Annotated in this window: 12 protein-coding genes; 3 read left to right on the top strand and 9 right to left on the bottom strand. The window is 69.4% G+C overall.

Features of this window, described 5'->3' with window-relative positions:
- The 7 genes from ACT4MF_RS04555 to ahaH form a co-directional block, all read right to left on the bottom strand.
- Nucleotides 1-1,779 carry an ATP synthase subunit A gene (locus ACT4MF_RS04555; RefSeq protein WP_099254555.1) on the bottom strand — a complete coding sequence of 593 codons (1,779 nt, stop codon included), beginning with the start codon at nt 1,777-1,779 and terminating at the stop codon, nt 1-3.
- A gap of 1 nt (nt 1,780) precedes the next feature.
- On the bottom strand, nt 1,781-2,110 hold the full coding sequence (locus ACT4MF_RS04550) for a V-type ATP synthase subunit F (protein WP_099254554.1): 330 nt from the start codon (nt 2,108-2,110) through the stop codon (nt 1,781-1,783).
- Complete coding sequence (locus ACT4MF_RS04545) at nt 2,107-3,153, bottom strand: V-type ATP synthase subunit C (protein WP_444681867.1); 1,047 nt, start codon at nt 3,151-3,153, stop codon at nt 2,107-2,109. The genes ACT4MF_RS04550 and ACT4MF_RS04545 overlap by 4 nt, the downstream gene beginning before the upstream one ends.
- Nucleotides 3,150-3,728 (bottom strand): V-type ATP synthase subunit E, encoded by a 579-nt coding sequence (locus ACT4MF_RS04540; RefSeq protein ID WP_099254552.1) that lies wholly within the window; start codon nt 3,726-3,728, stop codon nt 3,150-3,152. The genes ACT4MF_RS04545 and ACT4MF_RS04540 overlap by 4 nt, the downstream gene beginning before the upstream one ends.
- A gap of 22 nt (nt 3,729-3,750) precedes the next feature.
- Entirely contained in the window at nt 3,751-4,008 is a 258-nt protein-coding gene (locus ACT4MF_RS04535; protein ID WP_444681866.1) for an ATP synthase subunit C-like protein, read from the bottom strand.
- 202 nt (nt 4,009-4,210) lie between these two features.
- Complete coding sequence (locus tag ACT4MF_RS04530; protein WP_444682022.1) at nt 4,211-6,364, bottom strand: V-type ATP synthase subunit I; 2,154 nt, start codon at nt 6,362-6,364, stop codon at nt 4,211-4,213.
- A gap of 4 nt (nt 6,365-6,368) precedes the next feature.
- Nucleotides 6,369-6,725, bottom strand: coding sequence for an ATP synthase archaeal subunit H (gene ahaH, locus ACT4MF_RS04525; RefSeq protein ID WP_444681865.1), 357 nt, complete (start codon nt 6,723-6,725; stop codon nt 6,369-6,371).
- Between the two features lie 156 nt (nt 6,726-6,881).
- Between ahaH and ACT4MF_RS04520 the strand changes: the two genes are divergently transcribed.
- Nucleotides 6,882-8,408 (top strand): nucleotide-binding protein, encoded by a 1,527-nt coding sequence (locus ACT4MF_RS04520; RefSeq protein ID WP_444681864.1) that lies wholly within the window; start codon nt 6,882-6,884, stop codon nt 8,406-8,408.
- A gap of 119 nt (nt 8,409-8,527) precedes the next feature.
- Here ACT4MF_RS04520 and ACT4MF_RS04515 read toward each other — a convergent pair whose 3' ends face one another.
- The gene (locus ACT4MF_RS04515) at nt 8,528-9,499 is read right to left on the bottom strand and encodes a transcriptional regulator (protein ID WP_099254548.1); all 972 of its coding nucleotides are present in this window, start codon (nt 9,497-9,499) and stop codon (nt 8,528-8,530) included.
- Nucleotides 9,500-9,674: 175 nt separating this feature from the next.
- Here ACT4MF_RS04515 and ACT4MF_RS04510 point away from each other — a divergent pair, with 175 nt between their 5' ends.
- Nucleotides 9,675-11,123 (top strand): TiaS agmantine-binding domain-containing protein, encoded by a 1,449-nt coding sequence (locus ACT4MF_RS04510; protein WP_444681863.1) that lies wholly within the window; start codon nt 9,675-9,677, stop codon nt 11,121-11,123.
- Between the two features lie 36 nt (nt 11,124-11,159).
- On the opposite strand, the gene ACT4MF_RS04505 is transcribed toward ACT4MF_RS04510, so the two are convergent.
- The gene (locus ACT4MF_RS04505; protein ID WP_099254546.1) at nt 11,160-12,485 is read right to left on the bottom strand and encodes a BamB-related PQQ repeat family beta-propellar protein; all 1,326 of its coding nucleotides are present in this window, start codon (nt 12,483-12,485) and stop codon (nt 11,160-11,162) included.
- Between the two features lie 125 nt (nt 12,486-12,610).
- On the opposite strand from ACT4MF_RS04505, the gene ACT4MF_RS04500 reads away from it, so the two are divergent.
- Entirely contained in the window at nt 12,611-12,976 is a 366-nt protein-coding gene (locus ACT4MF_RS04500) for a VOC family protein (RefSeq protein WP_444681862.1), read from the top strand.
- Nucleotides 12,977-13,020: the final 44 nt, after the last annotated feature.

The following is a 13,020-nucleotide window of genomic DNA, read 5'->3' as shown; positions in this document are numbered from 1 at the left end:
TTAGTAGAGGCTCCGGAGTTCCTCGGTGATCTCCGCTTTGAGCTCCTCGACGTACTCCTCGTAGTCCTCCTGGACGCCGATCCGGTTGATCCGGGGTGCGGAATCCGTGTCGACGATCTCCTCGACGGGGACGCCCGCTTCGAGCGCCCTGAACGCCTCGTCGTTGAACGTCTCGATCGTCGTCAGCATGAGGTACGTCTTCTCCGGCGGGCAGTAGGTGTCCACCGGGTGGAACGCGTTCTGCTGGAGGTACGCCTCGCGCAGGTAGCGCGCGACCTCGAGGGTGAGCTGCTGGTCGTCGGGGAGGGCGTCCTTCCCGACGAGCTGGACGATCTCCTGCAGCTCGGTCTCCTCGTCGAGCACGTCGACCGCCCACTGGCGCTTCTCGGCCCAGTCGTCGGCGACCTCGTCTTCGAACCACGGGTCGAGCTGGTCCTTGTACAGCGAGTACGACTCGTTCCAGTTGATCGACGGGAAGTGGCGGCGCTCCGCCAGGTCCGCGTCGAGCGCCCAGAACGTCTTCACGATGCGCAGCGTGTTCTGCGTGACCGGCTCCGAGAAGTCGCCGCCGGGCGGCGACACCGCGCCGATCGCCGAGACGGAGCCCTCCGTCCCGTTGACGTTCTCGAAGTAGCCGGCGCGCTCGTAGAACTGCGCGAGCCGGGCGGCGAGGTACGCGGGGTACCCCTCCTCGCCGGGCATCTCCTCCAGCCGGGAGGAGATCTCGCGCATGGCCTCCGCCCACCGCGAGGTGGAGTCGGCCATCAGCGCCACGTCGTACCCCATGTCGCGGTAGTACTCGGCGATCGTGATCCCCGTGTAAATACAGGACTCACGCGCCGCGACGGGCATGTTCGAGGTGTTCGCGATGAGCGAGGTCCGGGCCATCAGCGGGTTGCCGTTGGCCGGGTCCTCGAGTTCCGGGAAGTCCTCGATGACCTCGGTCATCTCGTTGCCGCGCTCGCCGCAGCCGACGTAGACGATGATGTCGGCGTCAGCGTACTTCGCGAGCTGGTGCTGCGTGACCGTCTTCCCGGAGCCGAACGGCCCCGGAATCGCGGCCGTCCCGCCCTTCGCGATGGGGAACAGGCCGTCGAGGATGCGCTGACCGGACACCAGCGGCGTCCGGGGCGTCTTCTTGTTCGCGGAGGGGCGCGCCTCGCGGACGGGCCACTCCTGATGCATCGAGACGGTCGTCCCGTTGGCGAGCTCGGCCACCGTCTCGGTGACGTCGAACGAGCCCGACTCGACGGCGGTGACCTCGGTGGTCTCGCCCTCGTCGAGGGCGTCCGGCGGCACCATCACCTTGTGGTCGATGGTGACCGTCTCCTCGACGACGCCGACCACGTCGCCGCGGCCGACTTCGTCGCCGACCTCGACGGTGGGCTCGAACTCCCACTCCTTCTCGAGGTCGATGCCGGGCGCGTCGACCCCGCGGTCGAGGTACGGACTGCCCATCTTGCCCTCCAGCACGTCCAGGGGACGCTGAACGCCGTCGTAGATGGCGTCCAGCATACCCGGACCAAGGTCGACCGACAGCGGCTCGCCCGTGTTCTCGACGGGCTCACCGGGGGCGACCCCGGAGGTCTCCTCGTACACCTGAATGGTCGTGATGTCGCCTTCGATCTCGATCACTTCCCCCATGAGGCCTTCGTCGCCGACGTAGACGACGTCGTTCATGCGGGCGTCGAGGTCGCGGGCGCTCACGACCGGACCGCTCACGCTTTGGATAACACCGTCTTCGCTTGGGGTGGTCTCCGTGGATTCTGCTTTACTCATATTAGTCGTCCTCCTCCATCAAGTCGATCCCGATGGCTCGTTTGATCTGGTCGCGCAGCCCGCCGCTGCCGGCGCCGGACCCGCCGAGAGTCACGAGCACGGGCTCGATGCTCCCCTCCACCGTCTCGCGGGTCCCCCGCGAGAGGTGGTCGAGGTCGTCGTCGTGCATCACGATGATGCCGGTCCCCTCGTCTTCGAGGGTCCGTTCGACGGCGTCGTCGAGCCGCTCGTCCTTCTCGTCGTCCGGTACGTTCTCGAACTTCCGCACGCCGGCGAGCCTGAATCCGGTGGTGAACTCGGGACTCCCGACGACGGCGATCTCCTGGCTCATGTTATCACCAGCTCCGATTCGATCTGGTCGGCCGACAGACCGGCCTCCTTCCCGCGGGCGATCGCCCGGATGTTCTCGACCTCGCGCTCCTTCGCGAGGATGTACGAGATCACCGGCGTGACCGACACCGGGTGAATCGTGCCGAGCCGGTCGCCGTAAGCCAACAGGGCGGCGTCGATCGCGTGCTCGAACGCGATGAGGCTGCCCGCCTCCTCGAGCTCGCGCAGCGCGGGCCCGAGCTCGTCGCCGTACTGGCTGTCAGCGATGTACTCGACGAGGTCGTCGAGGTTCCGCGCGAGCCGCGCGAGCGACCCCCGGGTGAACAGCTCGCCGCCCTCGATGAAGTACGCCGCGGGGTCGATATCCGCGCCCGACCGGGCGAGCCGGAGGGCGTTCGCCGCGTTCCGGAAGTCGACCTCCGCCTTGAGGAACGCCTCGTACTGGCGGGTGGGCTCGTCGTTGCCCAGCCCCGACAGGAGCCGCTCGTAGAACGCGCGGTCGACGGCGTTCTCCAGCGGCACCAGCACGCCCGTCTCCTCGTACTCGGCGTGCGCCTCTCGAAGCGGGTCCCCGTAGATGGTGTCTTCGAGCACCTCGACGACCGCGTCGATCGAGTCGGCCTCGAGCAGCCGCCGGATCCGTCGGTCGTCGAACTCGCCGGCGCGGATCAGGTCGACTTCGATCGCCGACTGGTCCGCGTCCGTGTAGACGCCGCGGATGACCGTCTTCACGTTCCAGGCGTCGAACTTGCGGAGGTACCGGGCGATCAGGTCGTACAGCGACCCCTCGCTCCAGTCGAGGATGTCGTCGAACTGCCCGGCGAGGTTCCGGTTCAACGCGTACTCGATCAGGTCCACGCCGCCGTGGCGACTGCCGAGGGCGTTGATGTCCGCGCCGTAGCTCGACTCCTCCATGAACCGGGCGATCTCCGCCGGGCCCATCCGGGTCAGCTTCCGGTACTCCTCGTCACCGTAGAGGCTGCCGCGGCGGGCACGAACCCGCGCGACGACGTACTCTGGGTTCGAGCTCCCGACGGCGCTCATTGGTCGAACAGTCGCTCCGAGATGTTCTTCAACTCGTCGTCCCAGACGGACTCCAGGATCGAGTCGAACGTGTTGTTCACGCGAACGCGAGAGGTGTCGCTCTCCGCGACGATACCGCCGAGGCAGTCGATCTCGCCGTCAACCGCGGCGTTGCGGTCTTCGACGAGCTCCTCGACGAGCTCGACGTCCTCGGCGCGAGTGTAGACGGCGACGCTCTCGTCGTCGTCGAACTCCGCGAGGGTCGCGTCGAGCAGCGTCTCGGTCAGCTCGCGGCGGCGGTCGCCGTCGAGCTCCTCGATGGCGGCCTCGACGTCGTCGTAGACGTCCTCCAAGACGTCGCGACGGGCCCCGAGCCGCTCCTGTTTGGCCTCGAGTTTGGCCGAGGAGAGCGTCTGCTCACGCTCCTGATCGATCTGGCGATCGACCTCGGCGAGCCGCTCTTCGCGGATGCGCTCGGCATCGGCCTCCGCCTCGGCGACGATCTCGTCCGCCTCGGACTCCGCCGCCTCGCGGATTTCCTCTGCACGCGCGCGGGCTTCGTCTCGAACGTCCTCAACGACAGTGTCCAAACTCATGGATATAGAAGAGGAGTCGTCGTTACAGGACCAGGAAAACGACAACTAGTGCGAGGATGACGATCGTCTCGGGGAGCACCGTCAGGATGAGCCCGTTGACGAAGAGGTCGTCGTCCTCGGCCATCGCGCCGACGGCGGCCGAGCCGATACCACGCTCCGCGTAGCCCGCACCGAGTGCAGCGAGGCCGACGGCAATGGCTGCCGCGGCAGTGGGGTCAGTGAGGGTTCCTCCTCCGGTGGACAGTACGGCGTTCCCGAGTGCATTGGTAGCTTCAAGCATTGGTAGTAGTTGCGGTTGCTCGTCTCCGAACAGTTGCTATTTGACCCCACAGGAGTCATAAAGCTTCCCAAAACGATCGAACGAATTCGGGGAAACCGAAGCGAAAAGCGGCGGCTAACGCGGTTTTGAACTCGACGCAATCGTCGGGTCCGTGTAGCGAACACAGCGAGACGGAAGCCCGGGTCGAGCGGGCAGACGGTCGTCAGTCGTCGCGGGTGTACTTCCGGTCACGGCCGAACGGCAGGTACGCGCGGCCGCCGCCCTCGTAGAAGTTCCCGAAGAACTCCACGTACTCAAGACGGACCGCCTGAATGCCGGCGGACGTGACCCCGAGCAGCAGGACGACGATGTGGCCGACGACGGCCACGACGACCCCGCCCGCGACCGCGAGGATCCCCACTACACTCGGATCGAACGCCGTCGTCAGCCCCGAGAAGACGATCTGGTAGTCCGCGGTGTTTTGCACCTCGGCGAGGTAGCTCGGCGTGAAGATGAAGTGGAAGCTCCCCTCCCCGCCATCGTCGACGTAGGCACCGAACGCGAGTAAGTTGACCGCGAGCGCCATCCCGCCTTTCGCGAGCAGGACGGCCATCAGCCGAGCGTACGAGATGGCATTAACGAGCGGTGAGAGGAACTCCGCGAGCTCCGGCAGTTCCCCGATCCCGAGCAGGACAAGCCCGAGCCCCGCGGCGACCGCGCCGGCCCAGCCGATCAGGACCGGGAATCCGTTGAACGAGACGGCGCCGAACGTCAGCACCCCGACCGCCTCGAACAGGAAGTCGGGCTTCGCGTTAGGGAACACCCCGCTGAAGATCCAGATCCACGCGCCGTTGAGGATTAGCAGCCACGAGCCAGCCTCGTAGACGGCGTGTTTTAGATCGTGCTGCTGGGAGGTGCTCATGAACGAGAGCACGTGGCCGATGTTCAGGTGAACGATCCCGAACACGACGCTGGCGACGAGGAAGGAGAGCCCCCAGTCGAGGTCGGCGGGCGAGAGGCCCTTCCCTTCGACCGGCCAGTGGATCCCGAGCAGCTGGTAGGCGTGGTAGCCGAACAGGTCGATGCCGTAGTAGATCCCGAACAGTATCGTGAAGCCGCCGGCCCACATCGCGACGGAGCCGAGTTCGCGGAACGCGCCGTCGAACTTGGTGTACATGAAGAACCCGATGGCAGCGTAGAGGGCGCCATACCCCACGTCGCCAATCATGAACCCGAACATCGCCGGGAAGGTGAGGAAGACGAGGAGCGTCGGGTCGAACTCCGAGTACTTCGGCCGGCCGAACGCCTGAACGAGGAGTTCGAACGGACCGGCCGCGCTGCCGTTGTTCTGGACGACGGGCGGGTCGTCGTCGCCGTGTCCGGCGTGGCCGCCGTCGGTGGCCGCCGCGGGCTCCGCGCCGCCGTCCGCGACAGCCTCGGTGTGGTGGTCGCCGTCGGGGGTGAAGGAGGCGCGTTCCAGCTCCTCGACCTCGGCGTGGTCACCGACCGCGTCGGTGACGGCCGCCTTCAGGTCGGAGAACGTCTCGGTCGGAACCCACCCCTCCGCGATGAAGGCGTTCTCGGTGGTCGCGAAGGAGAGCGGCGCCTGCTTCTTCTCCGCTTCGATGGTGAGCTGCTCCTCGGCGCGCAGCAGGAAGCCGGCGGCCTCCTCTCGCACCGCGTCGAGCTCCGCTTCGACCTCCTCGAGGTCGCTCCGGAGCGCCTCGCGTTCGCGCTCCAGCTCCGCGACGTACTCGCCCGGGCTGGTGTCCGCCTCCGGAACCTCCAGCAGGGCGATGTCGACGCCGACGAGCGAGTCCTGCAGGACGCCCTCGTCGGCCCCGTCGGCGGGGCGCGCGAAGATCGCGACGACGTCGCTCCCGGCGAACACGTCGAAGGCGTCGATCCCGTCCGCGTCGGCGAGCGTCGCCTCGACCGCGTCCGGCTTCGCCTCGCCGACGACCACTTCGAGCGAGTCGTACCCGCCGAGCAGGTCGAGTTCGATGCCCAGGTCCGCGAACGGCTCCATCCGCTCGATCTCTTCCTCGCGGTCGCGGATCTCGGCTTGGAGGTCGTCGCGGCGGTCGTTGAGATCGTTGACGCGCTCGCGCACGTCGGCGAGCTCCGACTCGAGCGCCTCGTCGTCGAGCGGGCGGGCCCCGTCGACTTCGTCCCCCTCGACGCCGAGGATGCTCTCCAGCGAGCGCACGGTGACGAGCTTCTCGTTGACGGTCTCCGCGCCGTCGAGCGACTCGCCGGGCGAGAAGCCCTCGTAGCGCTCGTCGTAGTCGGTGACGTGCAGGGAGTGGTGTTCGTACGTCGCCTCGATCACGTCGTCGATGACGCGCTTCGAGCCCGTCACCGACACCTTGCTCATCCGCTCAGGCCTGAGCATCCACCGCCTCCTCGGCCTGTTGGTTCACCGCTTCTTCGAACCGTTCGACGGCGTAGTCGACGGCCGAGTCCACGCGGTCGCGGGCCTCGCGTTCGAGCTCGTCGCGGTCGGCACGACCCGATTCGAGGATCTCCTCGCGGCGTTCCTCGATCTCCTCGCGGGCCGATTCGAGCCGCTCTTGGGCCTCGGATTCCGCCGCTTCCTCAGCCTCGGCGCGGATCTCGTCCGCGCGCTCTCGAGCCTCAGCGAGGCGCCCGTCGGCGTCCGACTCAGCCTCCGCGATAATCTCATCCGCGTCCCGTTCGGCCTGCTTGATCGAGTTGAGCACCTCTGGTCTCGCCATGCTACTAATCGCCTGAAACTCTACAAGCGACGTATAAGGTGTTTGCGAAAGTGTGCTCGCGCTTCCGGCGACGCAGACGGTCGATCGCGCCGGAATGCGGCTCCGATCGCGCTGTCGCCGCCTACATTTAAGTACCAGTCGCCGGACCCTCACCGTATGGCAACGGTGTATGCGGTCGCGTCGGCGAAAGGTGGGGTCGGGAAGACCACCACGACCGCCGCGGTTGCGACGCTCCTGGCCGACTCGGGTGCCGATGTCGTCGCGATCGACGCCGATCTCGGCATGGCGAACCTCGCGGCGGCCGTGGGAGTCCCCTCCGGCGGGATCACCCTCCACGACGTGTTGGCGGGAGCGGCCGAGCCCGCCGACGCGGTCCACGAGGGACCGTCCGGGCTCCGTGTCGTCCCGGGGGCCGCGGACCTCGACGCGTACGCGGCGGCCGACCCCTCCGGGCTCCGCGACGTCGTCGAGGCCTTCGACGACGCGGACTACGTGCTCGTCGACGCCGGCGCGGGGCTCTCGCACGACTCCACGCTCCCGCTCGGGCTCGCGGACGAGACCCTGCTCGTCTCCACCGCCGAACAGAGCGCCCTCGGAGACACCGAGAAAACGCGCCAGCTGACCGAGCGGCTCGGCGGCTCCGTCGCGGGCGCCGCGATCACCCGTCTCGACCCCGCGACCGCCGCGGACGACGCTCCGATCGAGGCGGTCGACCGGACCCTCGACGCACCCGTGATCGGGCGCATCCCCGATGACGACGCGGTGCTGCGCGCGGTGGAGTCGGGCGAGCCGCTCCCCGTCTTCGCTCCGGACGCCCCGGCGACCCGCGCGTACCGCGACCTGACACGGGCGCTGACCGGCGCGTCGATCGACGGTCCCGGGCTCGCCGCCGTGGCGCCGGACGACGAGGACGCCGACGATGCGGAAGCGGGCGACGCGGAAGCGGACGATGCGGCGGACGGCGACGCGGGCGTCGGCGCCGCGGCGGACAGCGACGCCGGACCTGCCGAGACGGCCGAGGCCGACGATACCGAGCCCGACGACGTTGCGCTGGGTGAGGAAGACATCATCGTCGCCGACGCCGATCAGGGCGGGCTCGGCGACCCGAGCGACGAGGAGGACATCATCGTCGCCGCGGAGTCGCCCGTCGAAGATATCGAGGAGGCCGAGGAGGCCGCCCCCGCCGCCGAGGATGCGACCGACGAACCCGCCGAGCGCGCCGGTGATGAGTCGTCCGATGTCGCGGGCGCCCCGGCCGCGGACCAGTACGACGCCGTCGACGGCGAGACGGAGACGGTCGGCGAAGACCACGTCGACGGCGACGACCTCGAAGCGATGATCGAATCGGACCTCGACGCGGACCAGTTCGACGAGGGGGACGACGAGCCCGACGACAGCGCCGATACGGACGAGGCGGCCGAGTCGGTCGAACCGCCCGCGTCCGACACGCCGGCGGAGCCCTCGCCGAGCGAGGCCCGCGACGCGGACGGGGAGTCGGAATCCGGGCCGGGGTCGGAACCGAACGACGAGACCGACTCCGATCCCGACGACGAACTCGCCGGCAGCGTCCCCTTCCGCGACGACGACACGGGGACGATGAACACCGTCCTCTCCGAGGAGGACGACGACGAGGAGGACGACGAGGGAGACGGCGGTTTCTTTAGCCGGCTGCTCGGCCGATAACGGACGGGCGTTTCAACAGTCAGAGCGGCGGGGTTTCAACAGTCAGAGCGGCGGGGTTTCAACAGTCAGAGCGGCGGGGTTTCAACAGTCAGAGCGGTGGGAGCGTCTCCCGCCCGCGATCAGGCTTCGGAGGGGGCTTCCGCTCGGTCGCGGATGAGTTCGCGGATCTCCTCGGGGTCGGTGATGCCGGCGAGCTCCTCACAGGAGACGAGCGCGGTGCCGTCGACCGACTCGCGCTTCTCGTCCTCTTCGGTGAAGTAGACGGAGCGGGTCTGCGCCACCTCGCCGATAGAGGACATGATCCGCGCGCGCTTCTCTGCGGCCGGCGTGAACGCCGAGTGACCGGTGAGCACCCGCGTCACGGCGCTCCCCTCGTCCTCGGAGACGGCCTTGAACGGCGCGCGGGCGGTCGGGTGGACGGTGAACCCCGCGTTCGTGAGGACGTGGAGGACGTGCTCGTCGTCCGGGTCGGTCTCGGGCGCAGAGGGGGTGGGGTCGGCGTCGCGGACCTCGTCGGCTCCGTCGAGCACGTCGACCGGGCTGGAAAACGGCTCGTTGAACAGCTCTTCCAGTTGGATCGCCACCTCGATGGAGGCGTTCATCCCGTCCTCGTACTTCGAGACCGTTCGGCGCGAGACGCCGAGTTCGGTCGCGAGGCGGCCGAGCGACCAGCCGCGCTCCTCGCGCTCGTCGGCCAGCAGGTCGCCGTCGAGGCTGACGTACAGGCCGCCGGGCGCCGCGTAGATGAGCGGGGGCATCCCCTCGACGAACAGGTCGTACCCCGTGTCGGGGTTGATCACCGGAACGCCGTGCCGGAAGTAGACGACGCCCGGCTTCAGATCCTCGTTGCGGGTCCGGACCCCGATCACCATCGGCGTCGCCTGCAGGTACTCGCCGAGCCGCCGCATCTCGGCGCCGGTCTCCGCGTCGAGCGCGTCGACGTTGCCGAGGATCTTCAACAGCACGAGGTCCTCGCCGCGGCGTGCCGCCACGTCGAAGCTCTTGGGCCGGACCGCACACCGGTCGCTGACGAGGAAGCCCGCGTCCTCCAGCATCGCGGTGACGTTCTCGATCAGCGCAGTCCGGGACATAGTCGAAACAAGCGGCTCGCCGTATATATGCGTTGTGTCAGTTGTAGCCGCTCGAAACCCCTGCCACCCTGCGTTTTTCCCGATCGGGGTGGCGATGCAGTTATATACCCGTTCGCCGGCGCTCCCGCTCGTCCACGCCCGAAACCGGTTTGTCCGGGAGCCCAAAAGGACGCGTATGCCCATCGTCGCCGTCGACGACACCGACTCCCGCGAGCGCGGGATGTGCACGACGTACGTCGGCGCGCGGCTGGCCGAGCGGCTCGACGCGGCCGGCGGTCGCGTCCGCCGCCGCCTCCTCGTCCGACTCAACCCCGCCGTGAAGCACAAGACGCGGGGCAACGCCGCTGTCGCGCTCCACGTCGCCGGGTTCGACGCCGACGCGGCCTTCGACATCGCCGCGGAGACCGTCCGGGAGTTCGCGGCGGCCGACGACCCTCGGACCTCCCCCGGTGTCGTCGTCGCCGATCTCGACTTTGTCGACGCCGACCCGACCGACCGCGACGCCGCGGGCGACCGTTTCGGGTCGATCACCCCGCCGATCCCGGCCGACGTGGCCGAGTTCGCCCGCCGCGCGCTCCGGCGACGCCTCCCGCTCGACGAGGCCCTCGCCCTCGCCGACGCGCACGGCTTTCGGCACGCGGCGTTCGGCTCCGGCGGCGAGACCGACGCGGAGGCGGTCGCGGGACGCGGGCGGATCGGCGCGCTCGCGGCCGTCGGCGCCCCGGCGGCGTTCGACGACTGGACCGTCGAGCGCATCTCCTACCGCGAGCTGGACCGCTGTGGCACGCCCCGCGACGTCGACGTCGAGAGCCTCTTCGCGGCTGCGGGCCGGGGGTACCCGACCGTGTGGGACACCGTCGACCGCGGGACGGGCGAGGCGGTCTGCGTCCCGAACGCGCCCGGCCCCATCCTCCACGGAATCCGCGGAGACGACGCCGACGCGTGCCGCGAGGTCGCCGAGTCGATCGCCGCCGAGCCGGTCGAGCGCGCCGCGACGTTCCTGACGAATCAGGGCACAGACGCACATCTCGCGCCGGGTGCGATCGGCGACCTGCGCGACGGCGCGGGCTACCGCGTCGCCGGGACCGTTGCGAGCGAGCCGGAGACGAAACGGGGGGGTCACGTCCACGTCGACGTGGCGGCCCCCGACGGCGATCGCGTGGTGCTCCCCGGCGACGACGGCCGCCCACGCCTCCGGTGCGTCGCGTTCAAACCGACGGGTCGGTTCCGCGACCGCGTGCGCGCCCTCCGTCCCGGCGACCGGGTGACGGTGTGCGGCGAGCACGAGGTCCGGCCGGCCGGGGACACCGCCGGAGGCGACGGCTCGGAGAGCGACCGGCCGACGGCGACGCTGAAACTGGAGAAGCTCGCCGTGCGCGACCTCGTCGCGACGGAGCCCGCCGTCCCCACCTGTCCCGACTGCGGGCGGTCGATGTCGTCGGCGGGCCGGGGACAGGGGTACCGCTGCCGCGACTGCGGCACCGACGCGCCCGGAAAAGTCGAGGAACCGATCGAGCGGGAGCTGGAGCACGGCTGGTACGAGGTCCCGCCGAGCGCCCGGCGACACGTCGCGAAGCCGCTCGTCCGCGGCGGCTTCGACGGACCGGTCCACCCGGAGCGGTAGTCGGCGGGAGGCGAGGGAAGCCGGCGCGGGCGGTCCTCAGTCGCTCGCGACCAGCTTGTAGCACATGCCGGCCTCGTCGGAGTCCTCGGGGGCGCGCTCCGCGTAGTAGATCCCGTCGTCGGTCACGGCGGGCGCGCTGGTCACGTCGCCCCGGCCCTCGGCGGTCCAGGTGACGGACCCGTCGTCGCGGTCGAGCGCGTACAGCTTCGCGTCGTACGAGCCGACGAGCACGTGGTCGTTCGTGGCGACGGCGCTCCCGGTGATCCAGCCGCCAGTCGGCGTCGCCCACAGCTTCTCGCCGGTTTGGAGGTCGATCGCGTACGCGTTGCTGTCGTGGCTCCCGACGTACACCTCGCCGTCGTGGACCGCCGGCGCGCACATGACGCCGCCCGTGTCTCCCGGATCGGGGCTCCCCCTCGCCGTCTCGCCGCCGTCGGTCTCGAACTCCCACAACACGGAGCCGTCCTCGACGTCGAGCCCCGTGACGGTCCCGGCCCACGAGGGGACGACCGCGATCCCCTCGCTGATCGCCAGGGGGAGCTTCACGTCGCCGCCGGTGTCGTAGGCCCACTCGCGCTCCAGGTCGGGGAACGACCACGCGTAGCAGTGGCCGTCGTTGGAGCCGAAGATGAGACGACCGCGTTCGCGGTCGATCGCGACCGTCGAGTGCGGGTGGTTCGTGGGGCGCTCGTCGCGCCACTCGATCTCGCCGCTCTCCGCGTCCATCTTGACGACGCTCCCGCTCGGGGTCGCGTGCTCGATGGCGACGTAGAGCTTCCCGTCGTGGTACGTCGGGCTGGCGGCGGCGGCGTCGCCGGCGTCGGTCTGCCACAGGATCTCGCCGTCGTCGAGCGCCACCGACGAGACCACGCCGTCGTAGGTGCCGACGTACAGGCTCCCGTCCGCGATCGCCGGGGTCCCGTGGCTGCCGCGGTCGTCGTCGCTGATCGAGGTCGCCCAGTTCACCGAGCCGTCCGGCGCGATCGACTGCACCCGCCCGGTGTCGTCCGCGAGCACGATCGCCCCGTTCGGCGCCTTTACCGGACTCCCCTTCGAGGCCGAGTGGTCGCCGCGGTTGGCCGGCACCTCCCACGCGGTCTCGACGCTTTCCGGGATCGTCGCGTCGACGTACCCGGTGTTCCGGAGGCCTCGCCGGAACTGCGTCGACAGCCCGTCGTCGGGCCCCTCGGTCGGTCGGTCGTCCTCGCCGTCGCTCCCGTCTCCGGATCCCCCGCTCCCGGCCGTATCGCCCTCGCCGGATCCGTCGGTGTCGAGGCCGGAACAGCCGGCCAGTCCCGCGACCCCCGCGGTGGTCGCGCCACCGAGGGCCCGCAGCCAGTCACGACGCGTTGGTTCGGTCATGCTGGGTTCCTACCCCCAGCGATAATAAAAAGCCACGCTCCTCGGCGCCGCGTTCGCGGGACTCCGGACCGGGACGACCGAAGCCGCCCGGTGCCGTGAAGTGTCCCGTGTCCGATCTCCGAGCCATGTCCGGAATCGTGTTCAACGCGACGGAGCAGCACGACGCAGTCGTCGACTTCTATCGCGAGACGATGGGCGCCACGGTGCGGCTCGAACAGCCCGACTGCACCATATTGGGTTACGACAACATGCTGTTCGGGTTCTGCGAGCGCGACCACACCGACGACTGCGGGACGATCACGTTCGTGTACTCGGACCCTGACGCCGTCGACGAGGTCCACGAGCGACTCGATGCGGCGCCGGGAGCCGACGCCGTCGGGTCGCCACACCGGAACGACCGCTACGACATCTACCAGTTCTTCGCGGAGGATCCGGACGGCCGGACCGTCGAGTGCCAGGCGTTCCTCGACGACGCGGTGTCACTCCCCTGACCGTCGGCTCGATCGCCTCGCCGGAGTCGCGGTGTGGTGGGGGC

Origin of the sequence: Halorubrum sp. FL23, from assembly GCF_052439115.2 — an archaeon.
In the GTDB taxonomy this organism is placed as follows: Archaea; Halobacteriota; Halobacteria; order Halobacteriales; family Haloferacaceae; genus Halorubrum; species Halorubrum persicum.
This window is presented reverse-complemented; position numbering and strand designations above follow the sequence as displayed.

Excerpts from the sequence above, each read along its gene's own strand:
- ACT4MF_RS04555 (WP_099254555.1), bottom strand. The coding sequence starts at position 1,779 with ATGAGTAAAGCAGAATCCACGGAGACCACCCCAAGCGAAGACGGTGTT.
- ACT4MF_RS04550 (WP_099254554.1), bottom strand. The coding sequence starts at position 2,110 with ATGAGCCAGGAGATCGCCGTCGTCGGGAGTCCCGAGTTCACCACCGGA.
- ACT4MF_RS04545 (WP_444681867.1), bottom strand. The coding sequence starts at position 3,153 with ATGAGCGCCGTCGGGAGCTCGAACCCAGAGTACGTCGTCGCGCGGGTT.
- ACT4MF_RS04540 (WP_099254552.1), bottom strand. The coding sequence starts at position 3,728 with ATGAGTTTGGACACTGTCGTTGAGGACGTTCGAGACGAAGCCCGCGCG.
- ACT4MF_RS04535 (WP_444681866.1), bottom strand. The coding sequence starts at position 4,008 with ATGCTTGAAGCTACCAATGCACTCGGGAACGCCGTACTGTCCACCGGA.
- ACT4MF_RS04530 (WP_444682022.1), bottom strand. The coding sequence starts at position 6,364 with ATGAGCAAGGTGTCGGTGACGGGCTCGAAGCGCGTCATCGACGACGTG.
- ahaH (WP_444681865.1), bottom strand. The coding sequence starts at position 6,725 with ATGGCGAGACCAGAGGTGCTCAACTCGATCAAGCAGGCCGAACGGGAC.
- ACT4MF_RS04520 (WP_444681864.1), top strand. The coding sequence starts at position 6,882 with ATGGCAACGGTGTATGCGGTCGCGTCGGCGAAAGGTGGGGTCGGGAAG.
- ACT4MF_RS04515 (WP_099254548.1), bottom strand. The coding sequence starts at position 9,499 with ATGTCCCGGACTGCGCTGATCGAGAACGTCACCGCGATGCTGGAGGAC.
- ACT4MF_RS04510 (WP_444681863.1), top strand. The coding sequence starts at position 9,675 with ATGCCCATCGTCGCCGTCGACGACACCGACTCCCGCGAGCGCGGGATG.
- ACT4MF_RS04505 (WP_099254546.1), bottom strand. The coding sequence starts at position 12,485 with ATGACCGAACCAACGCGTCGTGACTGGCTGCGGGCCCTCGGTGGCGCG.
- ACT4MF_RS04500 (WP_444681862.1), top strand. The coding sequence starts at position 12,611 with ATGTCCGGAATCGTGTTCAACGCGACGGAGCAGCACGACGCAGTCGTC.